This window comes from Mycolicibacterium sichuanense (assembly GCF_033741125.1).
In the GTDB taxonomy this organism is placed as follows: domain Bacteria; phylum Actinomycetota; class Actinomycetes; order Mycobacteriales; family Mycobacteriaceae; genus Mycobacterium.
In genome coordinates this window covers 220,756-243,008 of sequence record NZ_JAWQPU010000002.1, presented here as the reverse complement: position 1 = coordinate 243,008, position 22,253 = coordinate 220,756, and the positions used below count along the sequence as shown (strand labels likewise).

Annotated in this window: 19 protein-coding genes; 14 read left to right on the top strand and 5 right to left on the bottom strand. The window is 67.5% G+C overall.

Annotated elements, in window-relative coordinates:
- Positions 1 to 7: 7 nt before the first annotated feature.
- From SBI80_RS08000 to SBI80_RS28290, 3 genes are all read left to right on the top strand, one after another.
- Complete coding sequence (locus tag SBI80_RS08000; RefSeq protein ID WP_318973938.1) at positions 8 to 331, top strand: ESX-1 secretion-associated protein; 324 nt, start codon at positions 8 to 10, stop codon at positions 329 to 331.
- A 207-nt stretch (positions 332 to 538) separates the two neighbouring features.
- The gene (locus SBI80_RS07995; RefSeq protein WP_318973937.1) at positions 539 to 775 is read left to right on the top strand and encodes a hypothetical protein; all 237 of its coding nucleotides are present in this window, start codon (positions 539 to 541) and stop codon (positions 773 to 775) included.
- Positions 772 to 2,196, top strand: coding sequence for a 9-bladed beta-propeller domain-containing protein (locus SBI80_RS28290; protein WP_489685600.1), 1,425 nt, complete (start codon positions 772 to 774; stop codon positions 2,194 to 2,196). The genes SBI80_RS07995 and SBI80_RS28290 overlap by 4 nt, the downstream gene beginning before the upstream one ends.
- Here SBI80_RS28290 and SBI80_RS07985 read toward each other — a convergent pair.
- On the bottom strand, positions 2,193 to 2,765 hold the full coding sequence (locus SBI80_RS07985) for a TIGR03086 family metal-binding protein (RefSeq protein WP_318973935.1): 573 nt from the start codon (positions 2,763 to 2,765) through the stop codon (positions 2,193 to 2,195). The two genes, SBI80_RS28290 and SBI80_RS07985, sit on opposite strands and share 4 nt — an antisense overlap.
- Before the next feature lie 70 nt (positions 2,766 to 2,835).
- On the opposite strand from SBI80_RS07985, the gene SBI80_RS07980 reads away from it, so the two are divergent.
- Positions 2,836 to 3,681 carry an LLM class F420-dependent oxidoreductase gene (locus tag SBI80_RS07980; protein WP_318973934.1) on the top strand — a complete coding sequence of 282 codons (846 nt, stop codon included), beginning with the start codon at positions 2,836 to 2,838 and terminating at the stop codon, positions 3,679 to 3,681.
- Here SBI80_RS07980 and SBI80_RS07975 read toward each other — a convergent pair.
- Positions 3,678 to 4,469 (bottom strand): DeoR/GlpR family DNA-binding transcription regulator, encoded by a 792-nt coding sequence (locus SBI80_RS07975; protein WP_318973933.1) that lies wholly within the window; start codon positions 4,467 to 4,469, stop codon positions 3,678 to 3,680. The genes SBI80_RS07980 and SBI80_RS07975 overlap by 4 nt on opposite strands.
- A gap of 137 nt (positions 4,470 to 4,606) precedes the next feature.
- On the opposite strand from SBI80_RS07975, the gene SBI80_RS07970 reads away from it, so the two are divergent.
- From SBI80_RS07970 to SBI80_RS07925, 10 genes are read left to right on the top strand one after another with little or no spacing between them, the layout of a single operon-like run.
- Positions 4,607 to 5,485: a class II fructose-bisphosphate aldolase gene (locus SBI80_RS07970; protein ID WP_318973932.1), complete on the top strand. Its 879-nt coding sequence runs from the start codon at positions 4,607 to 4,609 to the stop codon at positions 5,483 to 5,485.
- Positions 5,482 to 6,804 (top strand): D-tagatose-bisphosphate aldolase, class II, non-catalytic subunit, encoded by a 1,323-nt coding sequence (locus SBI80_RS07965; protein ID WP_318973931.1) that lies wholly within the window; start codon positions 5,482 to 5,484, stop codon positions 6,802 to 6,804. The genes SBI80_RS07970 and SBI80_RS07965 overlap by 4 nt, the downstream gene beginning before the upstream one ends.
- Positions 6,797 to 7,954, top strand: coding sequence for an SIS domain-containing protein (locus SBI80_RS07960; protein ID WP_318973930.1), 1,158 nt, complete (start codon positions 6,797 to 6,799; stop codon positions 7,952 to 7,954). The genes SBI80_RS07965 and SBI80_RS07960 overlap by 8 nt, the downstream gene beginning before the upstream one ends.
- Entirely contained in the window at positions 7,951 to 8,973 is a 1,023-nt protein-coding gene (locus SBI80_RS07955) for an N-acetylglucosamine kinase (RefSeq protein ID WP_318973929.1), read from the top strand. The genes SBI80_RS07960 and SBI80_RS07955 overlap by 4 nt, the downstream gene beginning before the upstream one ends.
- Positions 8,970 to 9,932, top strand: a complete 963-nt coding sequence (locus tag SBI80_RS07950) for a DMT family transporter (RefSeq protein ID WP_318973928.1) — start codon at positions 8,970 to 8,972, stop codon at positions 9,930 to 9,932. The genes SBI80_RS07955 and SBI80_RS07950 overlap by 4 nt, the downstream gene beginning before the upstream one ends.
- Complete coding sequence (locus SBI80_RS07945) at positions 9,929 to 11,245, top strand: alpha-glucosidase/alpha-galactosidase (RefSeq protein ID WP_318973927.1); 1,317 nt, start codon at positions 9,929 to 9,931, stop codon at positions 11,243 to 11,245. Before SBI80_RS07950 ends, SBI80_RS07945 begins: the two co-directional genes overlap by 4 nt.
- A 25-nt stretch (positions 11,246 to 11,270) precedes the next feature.
- Entirely contained in the window at positions 11,271 to 12,554 is a 1,284-nt protein-coding gene (locus tag SBI80_RS07940; protein ID WP_318973926.1) for an ABC transporter substrate-binding protein, read from the top strand.
- 6 nt (positions 12,555 to 12,560) lie between these two features.
- The gene (locus SBI80_RS07935) at positions 12,561 to 13,442 is read left to right on the top strand and encodes a carbohydrate ABC transporter permease (RefSeq protein WP_318973925.1); all 882 of its coding nucleotides are present in this window, start codon (positions 12,561 to 12,563) and stop codon (positions 13,440 to 13,442) included.
- Positions 13,439 to 14,347 (top strand): carbohydrate ABC transporter permease, encoded by a 909-nt coding sequence (locus tag SBI80_RS07930; protein WP_318973924.1) that lies wholly within the window; start codon positions 13,439 to 13,441, stop codon positions 14,345 to 14,347. The genes SBI80_RS07935 and SBI80_RS07930 overlap by 4 nt, the downstream gene beginning before the upstream one ends.
- Before the next feature lie 12 nt (positions 14,348 to 14,359).
- Complete coding sequence (locus SBI80_RS07925) at positions 14,360 to 15,448, top strand: ABC transporter ATP-binding protein (protein WP_318973923.1); 1,089 nt, start codon at positions 14,360 to 14,362, stop codon at positions 15,446 to 15,448.
- Between the two features lie 81 nt (positions 15,449 to 15,529).
- Here SBI80_RS07925 and SBI80_RS07920 read toward each other — a convergent pair whose 3' ends face one another.
- From SBI80_RS07920 to gltB, 3 genes are all read right to left on the bottom strand, one after another.
- Positions 15,530 to 15,670, bottom strand: coding sequence for a hypothetical protein (locus SBI80_RS07920; RefSeq protein ID WP_318974407.1), 141 nt, complete (start codon positions 15,668 to 15,670; stop codon positions 15,530 to 15,532).
- Positions 15,671 to 15,838: 168 nt separating this feature from the next.
- On the bottom strand, positions 15,839 to 17,305 hold the full coding sequence (locus SBI80_RS07915; protein WP_318973922.1) for a glutamate synthase subunit beta: 1,467 nt from the start codon (positions 17,303 to 17,305) through the stop codon (positions 15,839 to 15,841).
- Positions 17,298 to 21,896 carry a glutamate synthase large subunit gene (gene gltB, locus SBI80_RS07910; protein WP_318974371.1) on the bottom strand — a complete coding sequence of 1,533 codons (4,599 nt, stop codon included), beginning with the start codon at positions 21,894 to 21,896 and terminating at the stop codon, positions 17,298 to 17,300. Before gltB ends, SBI80_RS07915 begins: the two co-directional genes overlap by 8 nt.
- Positions 21,897 to 22,253 lie beyond the last annotated feature (357 nt).

Genomic DNA, 22,253 nt, shown 5'->3' with positions numbered 1-22,253 from the left:
AGTATCGATGTCGACGGATTCAGAGCAGAACCTGAAGGTGTTGGCCGATCATGTCCGGCATCTCACCGCGGTTCAGGACACGGCCATCGGCCAGATCGCCGGGGCCAACAGGTCCATCGTGGATCCCGCCAACGCCATGTGGGACACCCACGGAGTCGTTTGTTCGGCAACGAATATCGCCGTTTCTCGAGTCGCGACCGCGCGTCGGACCGCAGGCGGTGCGTTGTCCCGCGTGTCGACCGAGCTGTCGGAGAAGCTCACGGCAGCCGCCAGCGCCTACGAGAACACCGACGCCGCCGCCGGCGGAGACATCGACGCCTGCGGGGTCTAAGTGAATGACACCCCTCAAGGGCCACGGGACGACGACCACGGCCACTGGGATTCGCCGCTCGCCGAGCCGCATACCGACGTCGGACCAGATGGGGCAGAACCGAACACGATGTTCTTCAGTGTCACGAATCCGCCAGGAACCGTCTCGGTGACCGCGCTTGCCGACGGTAGACCCGTCCACGTGGAACTAGGACCAGAGGTGGCCAACATGACCGAGAGCCAACTGGGCGAGGAGATTTCGGTGATTGCCAGGCTCGCCAGTCAGAATGCTCGGGCTGCCCAGCACCTGCTTGCCTCCACCATGCTCCAACGGCTGGGCCATGACCGCGTCAGCACTCGTTCCTATGTGGAACACGAACTAGGTTTGCCATCGCCAGAGGCTGCACTCGCCGACAAGGCCTACGTCTTCGCGACCCGTTATGCAGACCACGATTGGACGACGTGAACGATCCTCGCCATCGCGGTGTACCCGATCCATCGATCGACCTCGCGGGTAGGGCCGGCCATGCTCCGGCGCCACCGAGTCGCCGCCGTCGCTGGCCGATCATCGTCGCGGCCCTGCTCGCTACCGTCGCAGTCGTGGCCGCAGGGACGGTCGGATGGTGGTTCCTTGGCGGAGGTTCCGAACGCTGGGCACGTTGGCATTGGCAGCCGCCCGCTCAGGTTCTGCTCCCCTCCATGGCCGCCAAGCCGGTACCCGGATGGAGCTCCAGCGTCTCGCAACTGGGGTTGCCAGCGGATGCCAGGATCACCACCGACGGCACCGACGTCCCCGGGCCCGTCATCAAGACCTCGGGGCCCCGCACCTATCTACTCGCCAGCAGTTCGAGTCCGGCCGCAACGCAATGGTGGCTGGCCGGGGTGAATGTGAAGGACGGGCATCCGCTGTTCCCACCGGTCGCACTCAATGCGACGCCCCGCCCGCCGAGTTGCTTCGTCAACGGCGGCTCGGCAGTGTGCCTCGCCGACGACGGGGCCGCCACGACGGCCTGGGTCGTCGATGGCTCCAGCGGTCGATTGTCGTACAGCGGGTCTTCCGAACTGAGGCTACAGGGCACGAAGCTGAAGGCCAGACAGATCGGCGACTACCTCGTCGCGCAGACGGAGCACGAAGGCGTTCATGGTGTCGGCACTACTGCCGACCTGACGTGGTTCGTATCCGGAGTCGGAATGATCGCGGCGCATGACGACGCTCTCGCCTTTCAGAGTCAAGGTGAGGGCTCGGGCAGTGTGCTGTTCGGGCTCGGTGACGGCTCAGTCGTTCACCTCGAACTGGCGCAGGATGCACGCGTGCAGACACCCAAGTTCTTCGACGGTGGCTTCGCCGCGTCGGTCATCGCGAAGGATGAGCCCCCGGCTGTCCAATTCTTCGATGACCACGGCAAGCTCATCAGCACTACGCGAGTCGCCGGATTGCAGGTCACGAACACGTCGGCAAATCTGACGGCAATTCTGCAGGACCGCACCCGCTGGGGGATCTACACACCCGAAGGCAACATGCTGCTCAGTTTGCCCGCCGACCGGGCCGGCACCATCCAGCTCATGGGGTCGACACTCTGGGTCGGCGCCGACACCGGTGGCTCGCCTCGCGCGCAGCCCTATGATCTCCGCAGTGGTAACGCCGGCACCCCATGCAATTTCGACCTCAATGGCTACCTGGGAACCGACGGTTCGGTGGCACTCCGAGCGCCCACCAACGCCAAGTCCGACGATCTCGCGCAAGCCTTCGATCTCGCGACGTGCGGCTTGGCCTGGGCGATCCCGCGGCCGGCCGGATCACTGGCACGACTGATTGCGGTGGGCGACACCCTCGTCCAATTGTCAGACGACGGAACGGAATTGATGTCCCTGGTCGCCCCCAGCTAGGGCCGCCAAGCCGGGTCACGTCCGCTCAGCGCCAGCACTCGATCGAATGGCGTTGCGCCTGAATCGATCTCGACAGCAGGCCCGAACAGCCCCTCGACCGGGCCGCCGGCGGTGAAGGCCGTCATGTGCCCCAGCAGCGCCTCGGCCACCTCGTCCTCGACCCCGAACGCCTGCCCCGTCGCCACGGCCACGTCCCACCCGTGTATCACCACCTCGGCCAACCCGACCAGCCCGCAGACCTCCCCGGGCAGGTCGACGCCCCCGACGCGCGTCATGCCCTGCCACCCGGCCGGCTCGCGCCACGCCTGCGCAAGAGCCGCCAGGTTGGCCGGGTACCGGGTGCGCCAGCCGGCATCCAGCCGGTAGCCGTCCTCACCCGGTGGCGTGCTGGTGAGCTCACCGACGTCCTTGCGGGCGGCCGCGGCGAACGCCACCCCGAGCCCGCCCACGTGGGCGATCACCTCCGCCACCGTGAAGTCCTCGCACGGGCTCGTCCCGCCGAGCTGGTGATCCTCGACGGCAGTGAGCACCGCCGACGTTCGCGTACACGCCGATGTCATGTCGATCATGTGCGTACCGACCCGCGTCGGCCCAGAAACTCATCGACGCCCGACCGGTTGCGGGTCTAGGGTTGATTGAGTGCGATTCGCCTTCAAGACTTCCCCGCAGAACACCACCTGGGACGAGATGCTGCCAATCTGGCAGACCGCCGATGACATCGACGTCTTCGAGTCCGGCTGGACGTTCGACCACTTCTATCCGATCTTCTCCGACTCCACCGGCCCCTGCCTGGAGGGCTGGATCACCCTGACGGCGCTGGCACAGGCCACCAAGCGGCTGCGCGTCGGCGTGCTGGTCACCGGCATCCACTACCGCCACCCCGCGGTGCTGGCAAACATGGCCGCGGCCCTCGACGTCATCTCCCACGGCCGCCTCGAGCTCGGCATCGGCGCCGGTTGGAACGAGGAGGAGTCCGGCGCCTACGGCATCGAACTCGGCTCCATCAAGGAGCGCTTCGATCGCTTCGAGGAGGCGTGCGAGGTGCTGACCAGCCTGCTGACCAACGAGACCACCACCTTCGACGGCAAGTACTACCAGCTCAAGGATGCCCGCAACGAGCCGAAGGGCCCGCAGCAGCCGCATCCTCCGATCTGCATCGGCGGCAGCGGCGAGAAGCGCACCCTGCCGCTGACCGCGAAGTATGCCGACCACTGGAACTTCGTCGGCGGCACTCCGGCGGAGTTCGCGCAGAAGCGCGACGTTCTCGCGGCCCGCTGCAAGGACATCGGGCGCGATCCCAAGGAGATCACCCTGTCGGCGCACGTCCGGCTCGGCGAGGATCGCAACTACCGCCGCGTGATCGAGGACTGCATCGCGCTGGGCGCCGAGGGCCTCGATCTCGCCATCATCTACCTGCCCCCGCCGTATGACCCCGCGGTGCTCGAACCGCTGGCCGAGGCGATCCGGGACTCCGGTCTGCTCTAGGCGCCGTCGCCGTCCACCTCGACGACGTGGACGCGCACCCCGGCCGCCGTAATACGTTCCAGCTGACCGGGATTGGCCGTCGAATCGGTGACCAGGTGGTGAATCTGGCTCAACGCCACCATCTTCGCCAGCGTCACCTTGCCGATCTTGGATCCATCGACGGCCACGACGACGCGCTGCGCGTTGGCGGCCATCGCGATCGCGGTGCGGGCCTCGGCCTCGTCGTAGGTGGTGGCCCCGACCTCGGCCGACATGCCGTCGGCACCTAGCACCGCGGTGCCGACGGTGATCACCTGAAAGGCGTGCTCGGACATGGGTCCGACGGCCTCGAGGGTGTTGCCGCGCACCAGCCCTCCGGTCGCGATCACCTTCATGTGCGCATCCACCGCACAGTCCGCGGCGATGGTCAGCGAGTTCGTCACGACCGTCATGTTGGGCCGGCCCCTCAGCGCCCTAGCGACCTCGCCGGTGGTGATGCCTCCGGTGAGGGCGATGGCCTGCGGACCCGCCGGCACCAGCGCCGCCGCCCGCTGTGCGATGCGCCGCTTGATGGCCACCATCCGGTGATCGCGCAACCGCACCGGGATCTCACTGCCACTCGGATCGAGCGCTCTGGCGCCACCGTGCGTGCGCACCAACAAGCCCTGCTCGGCGAGCTCGTCGAGATCGCGGCGCAGGGTCGCGGCGGACACGCGTAGCTCCTTGCACAAGACCTGCGAGCCCACTTCGCCCCGGTCGCGCAGTAGCGACAGCACCTCACGCAGGCGATCGGTCCGCTTGGTCGACATCGCTCGGGCTCCTTGGGACGACGGAGGCGACGATCAGTTTTCTTGATCGTTTCGCCGCTTTGCATTGCGCGCTTTGAGCGAGCCTCTCATGCTCGGTGAATGTTCCGCACGTCACACTCCGATCCGCGAGTCACCCCGTGACCTTGGCCGCCACCGCAGACCTGGTCACCTCGGCGGCCACCGAGCGCTCCGCAGTCCTGGCGTTCAACGTCGTGACCATCGAGCACGCCGAGGGCATCGCCGCGGGTGCCGAACGCGCCGGCGTCGCCGCGCTGCTGCAGATCAGCGAGAACACGGCGCGCTTCCATGACGGTGACGTCGCCCCGCTGGCCGCGGCCTGCGCCCGGATCGCCGAGCACTCCTCGGCACCGCTGGCCGTGCACCTCGATCACTTCCAGGACGCCGCCCTCATCGCGGTGGCCATCGACCGGGCCGCCGACCTCGGCATCACCTCGATCATGATCGACGCGGCGCACCTGCCCTACCGTGACAACGTCGCGCTGACTCGCTCACTGGCCCGGCGAGCCAGTGCCGCCGGATTGTGGGTGGAGGCCGAGCTCGGTGAGATTGGCGGCAAGAACGGCGCGCATCAGTCCGGCGCCCGCACCGACCCGCGCGAGGCCGCCGACTTCGCCGCCGAGACCGGTGTCGACGGCTTGGCCGTCGCCGTCGGTAGTTCCCACGCGATGACCACACGCGACGCGCGTCTCGACGTCGCGCTCGTCGAGGAACTCGCCGCAGCCGTACCGCTACCCCTGGTGCTGCACGGTTCCTCCGGGGTGCCCGACGACCAACTTCGGCTCGCGGTCGGGGCGGGTATTCGCAAGGTGAACGTCGGCACCGCACTCAACGTCGCCTACACCGGTGCGATCCGTCGCGCGCTCGCCGAGGACCCAGACGCCACCGATCCCCGACGCCATCTGAAGTCGGCCCGGAGCGCCATCGCCGGCGTCGTCGCCGAGCTGTCCGGCGCGGTCACGGCCCCAATCACCCTGGCCGCCGGGGAGATTCGATGAGTGCCACCGTGCCGACCCTGCGACGCGCCAACTGGCTGGCCGACACCATCGCCAGGCACCGCAGCGGGGACCCGATCGGCGTCTACTCGGTGTGCTCGGCGCATCCGACCGTCGTGCAGGCCGCGATGGCACAGGCCGCGGCCGACGACGGCCACGTGCTGATCGAGGCGACGTCGAACCAGGTCGACCAGTTCGGTGGATACACTGGGCTGCGGCCGGCGCAGTTCCGCGACCTGGTCTTCGATCTTGCCGACCAGCAGGGCTTCGCCCGCGACCGCATCGTCCTCGGCGGCGATCACCTCGGCCCCAACCGCTGGCAGCACGAAAACTCCACGGCGGCAATGGAGAAGGCCGAGGTACTGATCGCCGCATACGTCGAGGCGGGGTACGCCAAGATCCACCTGGACTGCAGCATGTCCTGCGCCGACGACCCGGCGGTACTGACCGACGAGATCGTCGCGAGCCGCTCGGCTCGGTTGATGCGAGTGGCCGAGGACAGTGCCCGCCGGACGAATCGGGACGGCCCGGTCTACGTCATCGGCACCGAGGTGCCCGTACCCGGTGGCGCTCACGAGACCATCGAACACCTCACCCCGACGCCCGCAGACCGGGCGAAGCAGACCATCGCCGCGCACCGCGCTGCATTCGCCGACGCTGGCTTGCAGGACGCCTGGCCCAGGGTCGTCGCGCTGGTGGTGCAACCCGGTGTCGAGTTCGACCATCTCGACGTCGTCGACTACGACCACCGGGCGACGACCGAACTCCGCCACGTCCTCGACGCGGAGCAGAACCTGGTCTTCGAGGCCCACTCCACCGATTACCAACGCCCGCAACAGCTTCGTGAGTTGGTTCGCGATCACTGGGCCATCCTCAAAGTGGGCCCCGCCCTGACGTTCGCCATGCGCGAGGCGCTCTTCGCGCTGGCCATGATCGAGACCGAGATCGTGCCGCGGACCTCGCGGTCCAATCTCGTCGACGTGCTCGAACGCCGAATGCTTGCCGAACCGGGCTACTGGCAGGGCTACTACGACGGCGACCCGCTCACGCAGCGCACCGCGCGCCGCTACAGCTACAGCGACCGGCTGCGTTACTACTGGGCCGACGACGAAGTCGAAGCTGCCCGCACCCACTTGCTGGCCAACCTGGAGCGCGTCGGCATCCCGATGCCGCTGATCAGCCAGTTCCTGCCCGCGCAGTACGACCGGATTCGCGCCGGCTCCCTCGAACCCGTCCCGCAGGCCCTGGTGATCGACCGGGTCCGCGATGCCCTACGTCCGTACGCTCGCGCGTGCAACCCCACTGGAGAGGTCCATGAGTAAGTCTTCTACGTCCAACATTCCGTCCCAAGAGGACGGCGGTGCAACGATTCTCGAGATCGGCCAGCAGCCTGACGCCTGGCGGGAGGTGGCGGCGAGCGTCGATCGAGCTGCCGCTGCGTTCCTGCGCGACGTCGTCGCCCGCCCCGACGTGCGAGTCGTGTTGACCGGCGCTGGAAGTTCGGCGTTCGCGGGAACCATCGCCGCGCCCGCCCTGCGGCGCCACCTCGGCCGCCGCGTCGATGCCGTCGCCACCACCGACATCGTCGCCACCCCGCTGGACTGCCTGGAACGTGAGGTGCCCACGCTGCTGGTGTCGTTCGGCCGGTCGGGCAACAGCCCCGAGAGTCTGGCGACGACACAGCTGGCCGACGAAATCCTGGACGAGGTATGGCATCTCATCCTCACGTGCGATCGCGACGGTGAACTGGGCCGCGCGCACCAGGACCGGCCCAACTCGCTCGTGGTCTACATGCCCGAGCGCACCAACGACGTCGGCTTCGCCATGACGTCGAGCCTGACCTCGATGCTGCTGTCCTGCCTGCTGCTTCTGGGTCCCGCCAAGCCCGACGACGTGGAGGTGCTGGCCCGCGCCGCCCAGCACGTGGCGGACATGCAGGCCGACATTCGCGCCCTGGCCCAGACCAAGAAGCAACGGTTCGTCTACCTCGGCAGCGGACCCCTCGAGGGCTTGGCCAGGGAGTCCGCACTGAAGTTGTTGGAACTCACCGCTGGTGAGGTGGTGACGTACTTCGACTCCCCGCTGGGCTTCCGTCACGGACCGAAGTCGGTGCTCGACGCGGACACCCTGGTCGTGGTGTACCTCTCCACCGACCCCTATACGCGGCGGTATGACCTCGACATCGTCGCCGAGCTCCGCGCGCAGCTCGGTCAGGACGCCGTCACCGTACTCGGAACCGAGCCGATCGCCGCCGAATTGGGCCCGGCCATCGTGCTGCCCGGCCTGACCGGGTTGGACGACGCACTGGTGGCTTTGCCCTACTTGGTGTTCGCGCAGTACGTCGCGCTGTTCACGTCACTGGAATACCGGAAGACGCCCGACAATCCGTTCCCCTCGGGGGAAGTCAGCCGGGTAGTCAAGGGCGTCACCATCCATCCACTGCCCACCGGGCGTGCGACGGACCGGCCATGAGCGCGCCACGGTACCTCGGCGTCGACGGCGGCGGATCGAAGACCGCCTTCGCCCTGATCGACGCCGACGGGAGCGTGCTGGCCCGCGCGACCGCACCGACGTCCTACTACTTCAATGCCTCCCCGCAGGATGCCGCGGGCGGGTTCGAGGTCGTGGAACGCGTTCTGGCCCAGGGAATCGACGAGGTCTGCGCCAGCGTCGGCATCGATCGTGCCGAGATCGATGCGGCCTTCTTCGGCCTCCCCGGTTACGGCGAGGCCAGCGCCGACGTCGCCGCCCTCGACGCCCTGCCCGCCCGCGTCCTCGGCCACGACCGCTACGGCTGCGACAACGACATGGTGTGCGGCTGGGCCGGGTCGCTGGCCGGTACGGACGGCATCAACGTCATCAGCGGCACGGGATCGATGACCTACGGCGAGCGTCACGGCACCGGTCACCGCGTCGGCGGTTGGGGTGAGCTGTTCGGTGACGAGGGCTCGGCGTATTGGATTGCGACGCAGGGACTCAACGCGTTCAGCCGGATGAGCGACGGCCGGATGCCGCGCACCTCCCTCTATGAACACCTCAGGGACCGGTTGCAACTCGCCGGCGATCTCGACGTCGTCAGCCTGGTCATCGACACGTGGAGCGGCAACCGCGGCTCGATCGCCGCGCTGGCCACCACGATCTGTCACGCGGCTCGCGACGACGATCCCGTGGCCACCGGCATCCTGACCGCCGCCGCCGACGAACTCGTCACGCTGATCGATACCACCAGGACGCTCGTCGGCTTCCTCGACGCGGAGACCGTCCCGGTGTCCTACTCGGGCGGCATGTTCAGCGATCCCGGCTTCCTTGCGCTGTTCCTGAACGCACTGAAGGCCCAACCAGCCACCTACGACGTACGACGGCCGGTGCTCGATCCCGCCGTCGGCGCCGCCCTCTACGCGGCCAAGCTGCGCGGACACCCGCTGAGCCCCGATGCCGTGCACCGCCTCGCCACCGCGCCAACCACTCTCGACGACACGAGGACAGCATGAACATGACGTCAGCCGCCACCAATACCCGCAGCTGGATCTTCTACGCCACGCTGCTGATCCTGTTCTGGGGAGTCTGGGGGGCGTTCTCCGCGCTGCCCGCGACGAAGTACGGCTATCCGGACGAGATGATCTACAGCATCTGGGCGCTCACGATGATCATCCCCGCGGTGTTCGCGCTGCGCGGCCAGCGCTTCGACCGGCGGCCCATCGCCGCGATGTACGGACTCCTCATCGGGCTCACCGGCGCCGGTGGTCAGCTGCTGCTGTTCCAGGCGCTGACCATGGGCCCGGCCTACCTGATCTTCCCCATCGTCTCCATCTCCCCGGCCATCACCGTGGTGATGGCGATCGTGCTTCTGCGCGAACGGGTCTCGGGCCTGGCGGTCATCGGGTTGATCGCCGCACTCGCCGCGATCGTGCTGTTCAGCATCACCAGCGGCGACTCGGACGGCTCGACGGGCCCGTGGTTGCCACTGGCGATCCTGGTCTGCGTGGCGTGGGGAGTGCAGGCCTACTTCATGCGCAAGACCGCGACTATCGGCGTCAACGACGCGACGACCTTCGGATGGATGGCGATCAGCGGCCTGGCACTCATCCCCGTCGCGCTGATCTCCCTTGGTGGCATCCCCACCGACTTTCCCTGGCAGGCACCGGCATTGGCGGCGGGAACGCAGCTGCTCAACGCCGTCGGCGCCCTGTTCCTCGTCATGGCCCTCAGCCGCGGCAAGGCCTCCATCGTCGCTCCAACCACCAACGCCCTGGCTCCCGCCCTGACGATCGTGGTCAGCCTCATCGCCTACCAGACCCTGCCGACCCCATACGGCGCAGCCGGAATCGTGCTGGCACTGGTCGGTTCGACGCTGATGGTCTACAGCGACGAGAAGCGCGGCGAGGCGCTCACCGACGCCGTGCTGGACCCCGCGGTCGGCACGCCCACCGACACCAGGAGCAAGGCGTGAAGCCGACCATCGTCATCGTCGGCGCTGGCAGCGTCGTCTTCACTCGCGAGCTGCTCGGCGACATCCTGTCCTTCCCGGAACTCGACTCGGTGCGAATCGTGTTGCACGACATCGACGCCGAACGTCTCGCGACCGCCGAGGCCATCGCGCGCGCCACTGCCCGCGAGGCGGGCGCCGACCCCGAGGTGGTCGCGACGGCGGACCGTCGTCGCGCCTTCGACGGCGCCGACTACGTGATCAACGTCATCCAGGTCGGCATGCACGACGCCACCCTGCGGGACTTCGAGATTCCCGAGCACTACGGTCTGCACCAGACCATCGGCGACACCATCGGCATCGGCGGCATCTTCCGCGGCCTGCGGACGTTCCCGGTGCTCGCCGGGATCGCCAGGGACATGCTGGAGATCTGCCCCGACGCCTGGCTGCTGAATTACACCAACCCGATGGCCATGAACGTCACCTACCTTCGACACGTCGCACCGGGGCTGAAGGTCCTTGGCCTCTGCCATTCGGTGTACTGGACCATGGTCGGGTTGTGCGAGCTCGTCGACGTTCCGTTCGACGAGGTGTCCTACTGGTCGGCGGGTGTGAATCACCAGGCGTGGGTGCTGCGCTGGGAGCGCGACGGCCAGGACCTCTACCCGCTGCTGGACGCCCGCATCGCCGCCGACCCCGAGCTGCGCAGGCGGGTGCGGGTCGACATGTACCGGCGCCTGGGCTACTACCCCACCGAGACCAGCGAGCACTCCAGCGAGTACGTCCCCTGGTACCTTCGCCATCCGGCCGAGGTCGACCGGTTGCGGCTTCGGATCGGCGAGTACGTCTCGATCAGCGAGGCCAACCTTGCCGAATATGCCGGTGTGCGAGCACGGTTGGCGTCCGGAGAACCGCTGCCCATCGACGCCGAGGCCACCGAGTACGCCCCGCAGGTGATCCACTCGCTCGAGACGGGGACGGTCCGGGTGATCGCCGCCAACGTCGTCAACGACGGGTTGATCACCAACCTGCCGCCCGGCGTGGCGGTCGAGGTGCCGACGGTGATCGATGCCCTCGGCGCGCACCCGACGAGGGTCGGTGAGCTGCCGCCGCAGTGCGCCGCCCTCAATCGCAACTTCCTCGGACCGGTCGACCTGACGGTGCGCGCCGCCATCGACGCTGACCCGCGCCTGGTGCGGGTCGCAGCGATGGTGGATCCCAACACCGCCGCCACGCTGACCGTCGACCAGATCTGGGCTCTCTGTGACGACCTGACCGTCGCGCACGGCGACCTGCTGCCAGCACCCTTGCGCACGAAGCTCACCCAATCCGCCTAGACGTCACCGAAGAAGGAGTCCGCCCATGTTTCGCTCGTGGTTCTGCATCGCCCTGGTGGCGACGCTCGCGTTCGTGCTCGCCGCATGCGGCGGTGGTGGTGGTTCGTCGTCGTCGGGTCCGGTCGAGATCGCGGTCTGGCACGGATACCAGGACACCGAGGGTGATGCGTTCAAGGGTCTGATCGACCAGTACGACAAGTCCCATCCCGACGTCAGGGTCAGCGAGCTGTACTCCTCCAACGACTTGGTGCTGCAGAAGGTCCTGACCGCCGTACGGGGCGGCAGCGCGCCCGACGTCGCGTACATGTTCGGCTCCTGGTCGCCGAACATCGCCAAGATCTCCCAGGTCGTCGACATGGCTCCCGAAGTGCAGCAGGCGGATTGGAACTGGGACGACTTCTACCCTGGCGAGCGCGAGGCGGCGACCGTCGGCGAAAAGGTGGTCGGCGTGCCCGCGCTGGTGGACAACCTCGCCATCGTCTACAACCAGAAGCTGTTCGCCGACGCCGGGGTGGCGCCGCCGACGAAGGACTGGACGTGGGACGACTTCCGCGCCGCCGCGGCCAAGCTGACCGACCCGTCGAAGGGACAGTACGGCTGGCTGATCCCCGCCGACGGTAGCGAGGACACCGTCTGGCACTACCTGCCCATGCTCTGGGAAGCCGGCGGCAGCATCCTGACACCCGACGATGAGCACGCCGCGTTCGATTCCCCGGCGGGCGTGCGTGCACTCACCGTGCTGCAGCAGATGGCCGTCGAAGACAAGTCGCTGTATCTGGACACCACCAATGAGAACGGCCCGAAGCTGATGAACAGCGGCAAGGTCGCCATGCTCGTGACCGGGCCGTGGGATCTGAGCCAGCTGTCCGACATCAAGTACGGCGTGCAGGTGCTGCCCACCTTCGCCGGTTCGGGCGGCAGCCACCAGACCATCTCGGGACCCGACAACTGGGTCGTGTTCGACAACGGCGACCAGAAGAAGCGCGCCGCCATCGACTTCGTGAAGTGGTTGACCGCGCCCGAGCAGGTGCGGACGTTCTCGGCGGCCACCGGCGACCTGCCCACGCGCATCTCCGTCGGCCAGGACCAGGCGTTCGTCGACAAGCTCGACCAAACGCTGCCCGGCACCGCGACGTTCGTGCAGAATCTGGCCAACGTCAAGACGGTCCGGCCGACCGTCGAACAGTATCCGTCGGTCTCGGAGGCGTTGGGCCAGGCGATCGTGTCGGTCATGCTCGGCAAGGACCAGCCCGAGGCGGCGCTGAAGACCGCTGCGGAGGCCGCGGATACGGCGTTGGCGGGAAAGTAGGCGATGGTGCTTGGACGGGTCCTCAAGTCCGACGGGGTTGCCGGCTGGGCGCTGACGAGCCCCGCGGTCGTCCTGATCGGCATCTTCGGGTTGCTGCCGGTGCTGATGTCGCTGCAGCTGTCGTTTCAGAAGTCCGATCTGCTGAGCAAGAAGACCCCGTGGGTGGGGCTGTCCAACTACCGCAAGCTGGCCGAGGATCCCGTCTTCCTCGAGGCCGTCAAGCACACGATCGTCTACACCGCGCTGTTCGTTCCCGGCACCATGCTGGTCGGCCTGCTGGTGGCCGCCGCCATGAACCGGTCGCTGCGCTTCATGTCGGTCTACCGCACCGCTGCCTACGTGACGATGGCGGTGTCCACGATTTCTCAGGGCATCATCTTCCTGTGGCTGACCGACCGCGACTACGGCCTGGTGAACGCCACGCTGAACGCGGTCGGCATTCCGTCGCAGCCCTTCCTCGCCTCGCCGTCGCAGGCCCTGTTCGTGATCGTGGCGATGACGATCTGGGGGTGGACGGGCTTCGCCGTGATCGTGTATCTAGCTGCACTGCAGGGTGTTCCGCCCGAGTTGCACGAGGCAGCAGCGATCGACGGGGCCGGCGCGTTCACCCGTTTCCGCACCATCACCGTTCCGATGCTCGGCCCGGCCAACCTATTCCTGGTGGTGTGGCTGACGATCAACGCGCTGCAGCTCTTCGACGAGGTCTATGCCACCACCCGCGGCGGTCCGCTGCGCGCCACCACGGTCATCGTCTACTACCTGTGGGACCGGGCCTTCGTGCACTTCGACGCGGGGTACGCCGCCGCGATGGCCTACGCCCTGTTCGTCGTGATCCTGGTGATCACCGCCGTGCAGTTCCGGCTCGCCAAGAGGCACGTGCCCTCGTGACGGCCACCCGAACATCCCCCGTCGAGACACCACCGCGCGAACCGGTTGCGCGGCAGCGCGCGCGCCGGCTGCGGTTGCCGTTCAGCCCCTGGCATCTGGTGCTGGTGCCGATGACCTTCCTGCTGCTGGTACCGCTGCTATGGATGCTGGTCACCTCGCTGGAGACCGAGGGTGAGGCCAATCGCTTTCCGCCGGTGCTGTTTCCGGAGAGCCCGCGATTCGCGAACTACGCCGAAGCATGGAACTCCGCACCGTTCGGCCACTTCTTCGCCAACAGCGCGATGGTCACGCTCGTCGTGCTGATCAGCAATCTGGTCGTCTGCAGCCTGGCCGGCTACGCCTTCGCGCGCATCAGATTCCTTGGGCGTGGCGCCCTGTTCGTCACCCTGATGGCCACCCTGATGGTGCCGTTCCAGGTCACTATGATCCCGGTCTTCCTGATCGTGAAGTGGTTCGGCGACAACGTCTGGGCGGGCCTTGGCATCGATCACATCGGTGCGTTGATGCTGCCGAACCTGGCGACGGCCTTCGGCATCTTCTTCCTGCGGCAGTTCTTCCAGACCGTGCCGGTGGAACTCGAGGAGGCCGCCCGGGTGGACGGGACTTCGCGACTCGGCGTGCTGTTCAAGATCGTCCTGCCCCTGTCACTTCCTGCGATGTCGACGCTGGCGGCGCTGACGGTGCTGACGTCGTGGAACGACTTCCTGTGGCCGCTGATCGTGATCACTTCGCAGGACCAGATGACGATTCCGCTGGGGCTGAGCTACTTTCAGGGCGCTCACCGGGTCAAGTGGCCGCTGCTGATGGCGGCGAACGTGATGAGCCTGCTGCCGATGCTGTTGGTGTTCGTCGGCGCGCAGAAGTACTTCGTGCAGTCCGTGGCCAGTACCGGGATTAAGGGTTGAGAGGCAAAGACGTTGGCAGAGGTCGAATTTCGTGACGTCACCCGCCGCTTCTCGGGCGGTCGATCCGGGGATACGGTAGCCCTCGAGGGACTGAACCTGACCGTGGCCGACGGGGAGTTCCTGATCCTGGTCGGGCCGTCGGGGTGCGGCAAGAGCACCGCCCTGCGTCTATTGGCTGGGTTGGACAAGCCGACGACGGGTGAGATCAGGATCGGTGGCCAGGTGGTCGACCACCTGAGCCCGGGGCAGCGCGACATCGCGATGGTGTTCCAGAACTACGCGCTTTATCCGCACATGACGGTGTACCGCAATTTGGCATATGGCCTGCGGCAGCGGCGAACTCCGCGCGCCGAGGTCGACCGTCGGGTGCGGGAGACTGCAGACCTGCTCGAGATCGGGCCGTTCCTCGACCGCAAGCCCGGTCAGCTGTCCGGGGGGCAGCGGCAGCGGGTGGCGATGGGACGCGCGCTGGTGCGCAAGCCGCAGGCGTTCCTGCTCGACGAACCGCTGTCCAATCTCGACGCCAAGCTTCGCAACCAGGTCCGCGGCGACTTGAAGCGGCTGCACCGCGAGGTTCCCGTCACGTCGATCTACGTCACGCACGATCAGGTCGAGGCCATGACCCTCGGGGACCGGCTGTGCGTGATGGCCGGCGGCAAGGTTCAGCAGCTCGGCTCGGTCGACGACATCTACAACCGGCCGGCGAACACGTTCGTCGCGGCGTTCATGGGAAGTCCGCCGATGAACCTGGTGCCCGGTGTCGTGCGGGACGGCGTGCTGTCGGTCGCCGAGGCCCGGGTCACACGGGTGCCCACCCCCGACGGTCCGGTCACGGTGGGCGCTCGGCCCGAACACCTGCGCGTGCACACCACGGCGGCCGAGGGGCGGGTGCCCGCCCGCGTCGACTTCACCGAACCTCTCGGGAGTCACGCATTGGTGACCACGCTGATCGGCGATACCCGAGTGGTGGCGCAGGCGTCGGCCCAGGTGTTCCTCGAGTCCGGCACCAAGGTGTGGTTGGAGCTGCCGCCCGAGCGCACGTACTTCTTCGACACCGAGACCGGTGACGCGCGGCGTCATCGCGAGCGCATCACGCTGTGAACGGCCACTTACTGACGTCCGGGTAGATATGTAGCCTAAGCAAACTTTCGACCCGGCGGCTGCCAGGTCGGTCGCGACGGCTCAGACGCCGTAGCGCAAGAGTTCGTCGGGGGTGACCAGACGCTCGTGCTTGGCCGGAAACTCACGGCTGCGAACCGGGTGCCGAAGCAATGACCAGGCGATTCGGCCCATCCGAGTGCGGGCGATCGGATTGATGTACACGGTGTTCACTCCTGCGGTTGGCTTCTGGCTTCACCGTGGGCCCACACTAGCGCACGAACCCCGAGCACCATTAGACACCTGTGATCTGGCTAACACCAAGCGGCGCGCCGAGAAAAGATCGGATGTTTCTGGTGTGACTAATGTGATTTCTGAGGCGAAGCTCAGGGCCTACCGCTGAGGCGCCGCCGTCGGCTTGATCGGCTTCGGCAGTGCCGAGGCGCCCATCAGATAGCGGTCGACGCCAGCCGCCGCCGCACGCCCCTCGGCGATCGCCCACACGATCAGCGACTGGCCGCGGCCCATGTCACCGGCCACGAAGACACCGGGTACCGAGGTCTGGAAGTCGTCCTTGCGGGCGACGTTGCCGCGGTCGGTCAGCTCCACCCGCAGGTTGGCCAGCAGGCCGTCCTTCTCGGGGCCGACGAAGCCCATCGCGAGCAAGACCAGGTCGGCGTCCAGGTCGAAGTCGCTGTCCTCGACCTTCACGAACTTGCCGTCCTGCATCCAGACTTCGTGCACCTTGAGGCGTTCGACGTGGCCGTTGCTGCCGACGAACTCCTCGGTGTTGACCGAGAAGACGCGCTCGCCGCCCTCTTCGTGGGCGGAAGCCACCCGGTACATCAGCGGGTAGGTCGGCCATGGGGTCGAGTCGGCCCGCTCCTCGGGTGGGCGCGGCATGATCTCGAACTGGTGCACGCTGGCCGCACCTTGCCGGTGCGCGGTGCCGAGGCAGTCCGCTCCGGTATCGCCACCACCGATGATGACGACCCGCTTGCCCTTGGCCGTGATCGGCGGTTCGCCGTCCTCGCCGACGACGGGATCGCCCTGCTGCACCCGGTTCGCCCAGGGCAGGTACTCCATGGCCTGGTGGATGCCGTCCAGATCGCGCCCGGGGATCGGCAAGTCACGCCAGGCGGTCGCCCCGCCGGTGAGCACCACCGCGTCGAAGTCGGCCCGCAGCTGCTCGGCGGTGATGTCCACGCCGACGTCGACGCCGGTGCGGAACTTCGTGCCCTCGGCCTCCATCTGCGCCAACCGGCGATCGATGTGGCGCTTCTCCATCTTGAACTCGGGGATGCCATAGCGCAGCAGTCCACCGATCCGGTCGGCGCGCTCGAAGACCGTGACGTCATGTCCGGCGCGCGTCAGCTGCTGAGCTGCCGCCAGGCCCGCCGGTCCCGATCCGACGACGGCCACCTTCTTGCCGGTCAACCGGTCCGGCGGCAGGGGAACCACCCAGCCGTTCTCGAAGGCGTTGTCGATGATCTCGACCTCGACCTGCTTGATGGTCACCGCATCCTGGTTGATGCCGAGCACGCACGACGCCTCGCACGGAGCGGGGCACAGGCGGCCGGTGAACTCCGGGAAGTTGTTGGTCGCGTGCAGGCGTTCGATGGCGTCGCGCCACCGGTCCCGGAACACCAGGTCGTTCCACTCGGGAATCAGGTTCCCCAGCGGACAACCGTTGTGGCAGAACGGGATGCCGCAGTCCATGCAGCGAGCCGCCTGGTCACGCAGGACGTCGTGGGAGAAGTCCTCGTAGACCTCGTTCCAGTCCTTGAGCCGCAGCGGAACCGGACGGCGCTGCGGGGTCTCGCGGTGGGTGTGCTTGAGGAAGCCGCGCGGATCAGCCACGAGCGGCCGCCATGATCGCCTCGTTGACGTTCTCGCCGTTGCGCTCGGCCTCGGCGATGGCCGTGAGCACCGCCCGGTAGTCGCGTGGCATGACCTTCACGAAGTGCTTCAGTTGAGGCTCCCAATCGGACAAGATCTTTCGGGCCGGGGCCGAGTCGGTGGCGTCGGCATGCGCGGTGAGCATGTCGCGCAGCCACTCCACGTCGTCGGAGTCCAGCCGCTCCAGATCCACCATCTCGGTGTTGAGGTTGTCGCCCAGCGCGCCGTGCGGGTCGTACACGTAGGCGATGCCGCCGGACATGCCCGCGGCGAAGTTGCGGCCGGTGGGTCCGAGGATCGCCACCTTGCCACCGGTCATGTACTCGCACCCGTGGTCGCCGACGCCCTCGACCACGGCGTGGGCACCGGAGTTGCGCACCGCGAACCGCTCGCCGACCTGGCCGCGCAAGAACGCCTGGCCGCTGGTGGCGCCGAACAGGATCACGTTGCCGGCGATGATGTTGTCCTCGGCGACGAAGTCGGCGGGTGCCTCCTCCGCCGGCCGCACCACGATGCGCCCGCCGGACAGTCCCTTGCCGACGTAGTCGTTGGCATCGCCGTACACCCGCAGCGTGATGCCCTTGGGCAGGAATGCGCCGAAGCTGTTGCCCGCCGATCCGTTGAACGTGATGTCGATGGTTCCGTCCGGAAGCCCTTGTCCGCCATGGACCTTGGTCAATTCGTGGCCGAGCATGGTGCCGACCGTGCGGTTGACGTTGGCGATCGTGGTAGAGAAGCGAACCGGCGTGCCGTTGTCGATGGCCTCGCGGCTCTGCGCGATCAGCTGCTGGTCCAGCGCCTTGTCCAGACCGTGGTCCTGGCGCGAGCTGCAGTACAGGTCCTGGTTCATGAACGCCGAGTCGGGCTCGTGAAGCACCGGCGACAGGTCCAGCTTGTGAGCCTTCCAGTGCGCGGCGGCCTGCTTGGTGTCCAGCGCTCCGACCTGGCCGACCATCTCGTTCATGGTGCGGAAGCCCAGCTGCGCCATCAGTTCCCGCACCTCTTCGGCGATGAACATGAAGAAGTTCTCGACGAATTCCGGCTTGCCGGTGAACCGCTCCCGCAGCAACGGGTTCTGGGTGGCGACGCCGACGGGGCAGGTGTCGAGGTGGCACACACGCATCATGATGCAACCGGCCACCACCAGCGGAGCCGTGGCGAAGCCGAACTCCTCACCACCGAGCAGCGCGGCGATGACCACGTCACGCCCGGTCTTGAGCTGGCCGTCGACCTGCACCACGATGCGGTCGCGAAGTCCGTTGAGCAGCAGTGTCTGCTGCGTCTCGGCCAGACCGAGCTCCCACGGTGCGCCGGCGTGCTTCTGCGACGTCAGCGGGGTGGCACCGGTGCCGCCGTCGTGGCCGGAGATCAGCACCACGTCGGCGTGCGCCTTCGACACGCCCGCCGCGACGGTGCCGACGCCGTTCTCGGACACCAGCTTGACGTGCACGCGCGCACTGGGGTTGGCGTTCTTCAGATCGTGGATCAGCTGCGCGAGATCCTCGATCGAGTAGATGTCGTGGTGCGGCGGCGGCGAGATCAAGCCGACGCCGGGCGTGGAGTGCCGCACCTCGGCCACCCAGGGGTAGACCTTGTGACCCGGAAGCTGGCCGCCCTCACCAGGTTTCGCACCCTGGGCCATCTTGATCTGGATGTCGGTGCAGTTGGTCAGGTAGTGACTGGTGACGCCGAACCGGCCGGACGCGACCTGCTTGATCGCGCTGCGGCGCCAGTCGCCGTTCTCGTCGTATTCGAAGCGGTTGACGTTCTCGCCACCCTCGCCCGAGTTCGACCGTCCCCCAATGCGATTCATCGCGATGGCCAACGTCTCGTGGGCCTCGGCGGAGATCGAGCCGTAGCTCATCGCACCGGTCGAGAACCGCTTGACGATCTCGGAGGCCGGCTCGACCTCGTCGAGCGACACCGGCTCGCGCACGCCCTCACGGAACTTGAGCAGGCCGCGCAGCGAGGCCAGCCGCTCGCTCTGGTCGTCGACCAGCTTGGTGTACTCCTTGAAGATCGAGTACTGGCCGGTGCGGGTCGCGTGCTGCAGCTTGAACACCGTGTCCGGGTTGAACAGGTGGTACTCGCCCTCGCGGCGCCACTGGTACTCACCGCCGACCTCGAGCTCGCGGTGCGCGCGCTCGTCGGGCCGGTCGAGGTAGGCCAGGGCGTGACGGGCGGCCACGTCTTCGGCGATGTCGTCGAGGTCGATGCCGCCGACCGGACAGGACAGCCCGGTGAAGTACTCGTCGAGCACCTTCTGGCTGATGCCGATCGCCTGGAACAGCTGGGCGCCGGTGTAGGACGCCAGCGTGGAGATGCCCATCTTGGACATCACCTTGAGCACGCCCTTGCCGGCGGCCTTGACGTAGTTGGCCTTGGCCTGGTCGCTGCTGATCCCGGCGATCACGCCGCGATCGCACATGTCCTCGATCGACTCGAAGGCCATGTACGGGTTGATGGCGGCGGCGCCGAAGCCGACCAGCGCGGCCATGTGGTGCACCTCGCGGGCGTCGCCGGCCTCGACGACGAGGCCGACCTGGGTGCGCGTGCGATCGCGCACCAGGTGGTGATGCACGGCCGAGACGCTCAGCAGCGACGGGATCGGCGCCAGCGACTCGTTGGATTCGCGGTCCGACAGCACGATGATGCGCGCGCCGTCGCGGATCGCCGACGACACCTTGGCCCGGACGTCGTCGAGCGCCTCCTTGAGCCCCTGGCCACCGCGGGCCACCGGGTACAGGCAGCGGATGACCGCCGCCCGCAGGCCGTGCTTGTGGCCGCGGATCTCGTGGTCGGGGTCGACGCAGATGAGCTTGGACAGCTCGGCGTTGCGCAGGATCGGGTTGGGCAGCACGATCTGGCGACAGGAGTCGGCGTTCGGGTTCAGCAGATCGCCCTCGGGTCCGACGGTGCCCTGCAGGCTGGTGACCACCTCTTCGCGGATGGCGTCCAGCGGCGGGTTGGTGACCTGCGCGAACAGCTGCTGAAAGTAGTCGTAGAGCATCCGCGGCCGGGCCGAGAGCACCGCTACGGGAGTGTCGGTACCCATCGAGCCCAGCGCCTCCGCACCGGTGCGCGCCATCGGCGCGACCAGCAGGTTGAGCTCTTCGTAGGTGTAGCCGAAGGCCTGCTGACGCAGCACGACCCGGTGGTGCGGCATCCGCACGTAGTCACCGGGCGGCAGGTCGCCAAGGTGGAACAGTCCGGCTTCGAGCCAGTCCCGGTACGGCTTCTCGGCGGCGAGCTCGGCCTTGACCTCCTCGTCGGAGACGATGCGGCCCTGCGCGGTGTCCAACAGGAACATCCGGCCGGGCTGCAGGCGCATCTTCTGCACCACCGTCGACGGGTCCAGGTTCAGCACGCCGGCCTCGGAGGCCAGGACGACGAGGCCGTCCTCGGTGACCCAGATGCGCGACGGGCGCAGACCGTTGCGGTCGAGCACGGCGCCGATGACGGTGCCGTCGGTGAAGCACACCGACGCCGGACCGTCCCACGGCTCCATCAGCGAGGAGTGGTACTCGTAGAACGCCCGCCTGACGGGGTCCATGGACTCGTGCCGCTCCCACGCTTCGGGAATCATCATCAGCATGGCGTGCGGCAGGCTGCGACCGCCGAGATGCAGCAGCTCGAGCACCTCATCGAAGCGCGCGGTGTCCGAGGCCCCCGGGGTGCAGACCGGGAAGATCTTGTCGACGTCGGCGTAGCTGCCGAAGACGTCGGTCTTGATCAGTGCCTCGCGGGCGCGCATCCAGTTCTCGTTGCCGGTGACGGTGTTGATCTCACCGTTGTGCGCGACGCGGCGGAACGGGTGCGCCAGCGGCCAGGACGGGAACGTGTTGGTCGAGAAACGCGAGTGCACGATGCCCAGCGCGCTGGTGAGCCGCTCGTCCTGCAGGTCGAGGTAGAACGCCTTGAGCTGCGGGGTGGTGAGCATGCCCTTGTAGACGAACGTCTGACCGGAAAGGCTTGGGAAGTACACGGTTTCGCGGCCCGGGCCATCCTGCCCCGGCCCCTTGGTGCCCAGCTCGTGTTCGGCGCGCTTGCGCACGACGTAGGCACGCCGCTCGAGGTCCATGCCGGACGCCCCGCCGATGAAGGCCTGCCGGAAGGTCGGCATCGCGTCGCGGGCCAGCGCGCCGAGGGAGGAATCGTCGGTCGGCACGTCGCGCCACCCCAGGAACGTCAGCCCCTCGGCCTCGACGATCTTCTGCACGGACTCGCACGCAGTGGCGGCGTCACGCGACGACTGGGGCAGGAAGGCGATGCCGGTGGCGTAGCTGCCCGGCTCGGGCAATTCGAAGTCGACCACTTCGCGCAGGAACGCGTCGGGCACCTGCAGCAGGATTCCCGCACCGTCGCCGGTGTTCGGCTCGGCGCCCTGGGCGCCGCGGTGCTCCATGTTCAGCAGCGCGGTGATCGCCTTGTCGACGATGTCGCGGCTACGTCGACCGTGCATGTCGGCGACCATCGCGACACCGCAGGAGTCGTGCTCGTAGGCCGGGTTGTAGAGGCCCCCGAATCTTGAGCCTTGGTCGCTGGGCGCCATTCCCACCTGCCCCTTCACAACTTCATGGAAGCCTGATGCTGACAGCCGTCGACGACGACTATTGCCGGCGGGCGATGAAGTGTCTGCGTGCAGCGCTGAACGACGGGACTGCTCCACTCGCCTCGAGTGGTCAAACGATATGACAAACCCCGCCTGACATGCCAACTTAGTACAGCCTAACCGGGCGCCCTCCGGTCGATCCCGCCCCAAGGGGTGCCGGTTGCCTTCCTACGACGAAATCCGTTGTCGGGGTTGGGTAGTGACGGACGCTGGCGCGAGAGCGGGTCGGCGGACGCGATTCCGGCCACCGGGCAGGTCCCGCCAGGCAGTTTGCCCGAATGGAAATATCTATCTCCT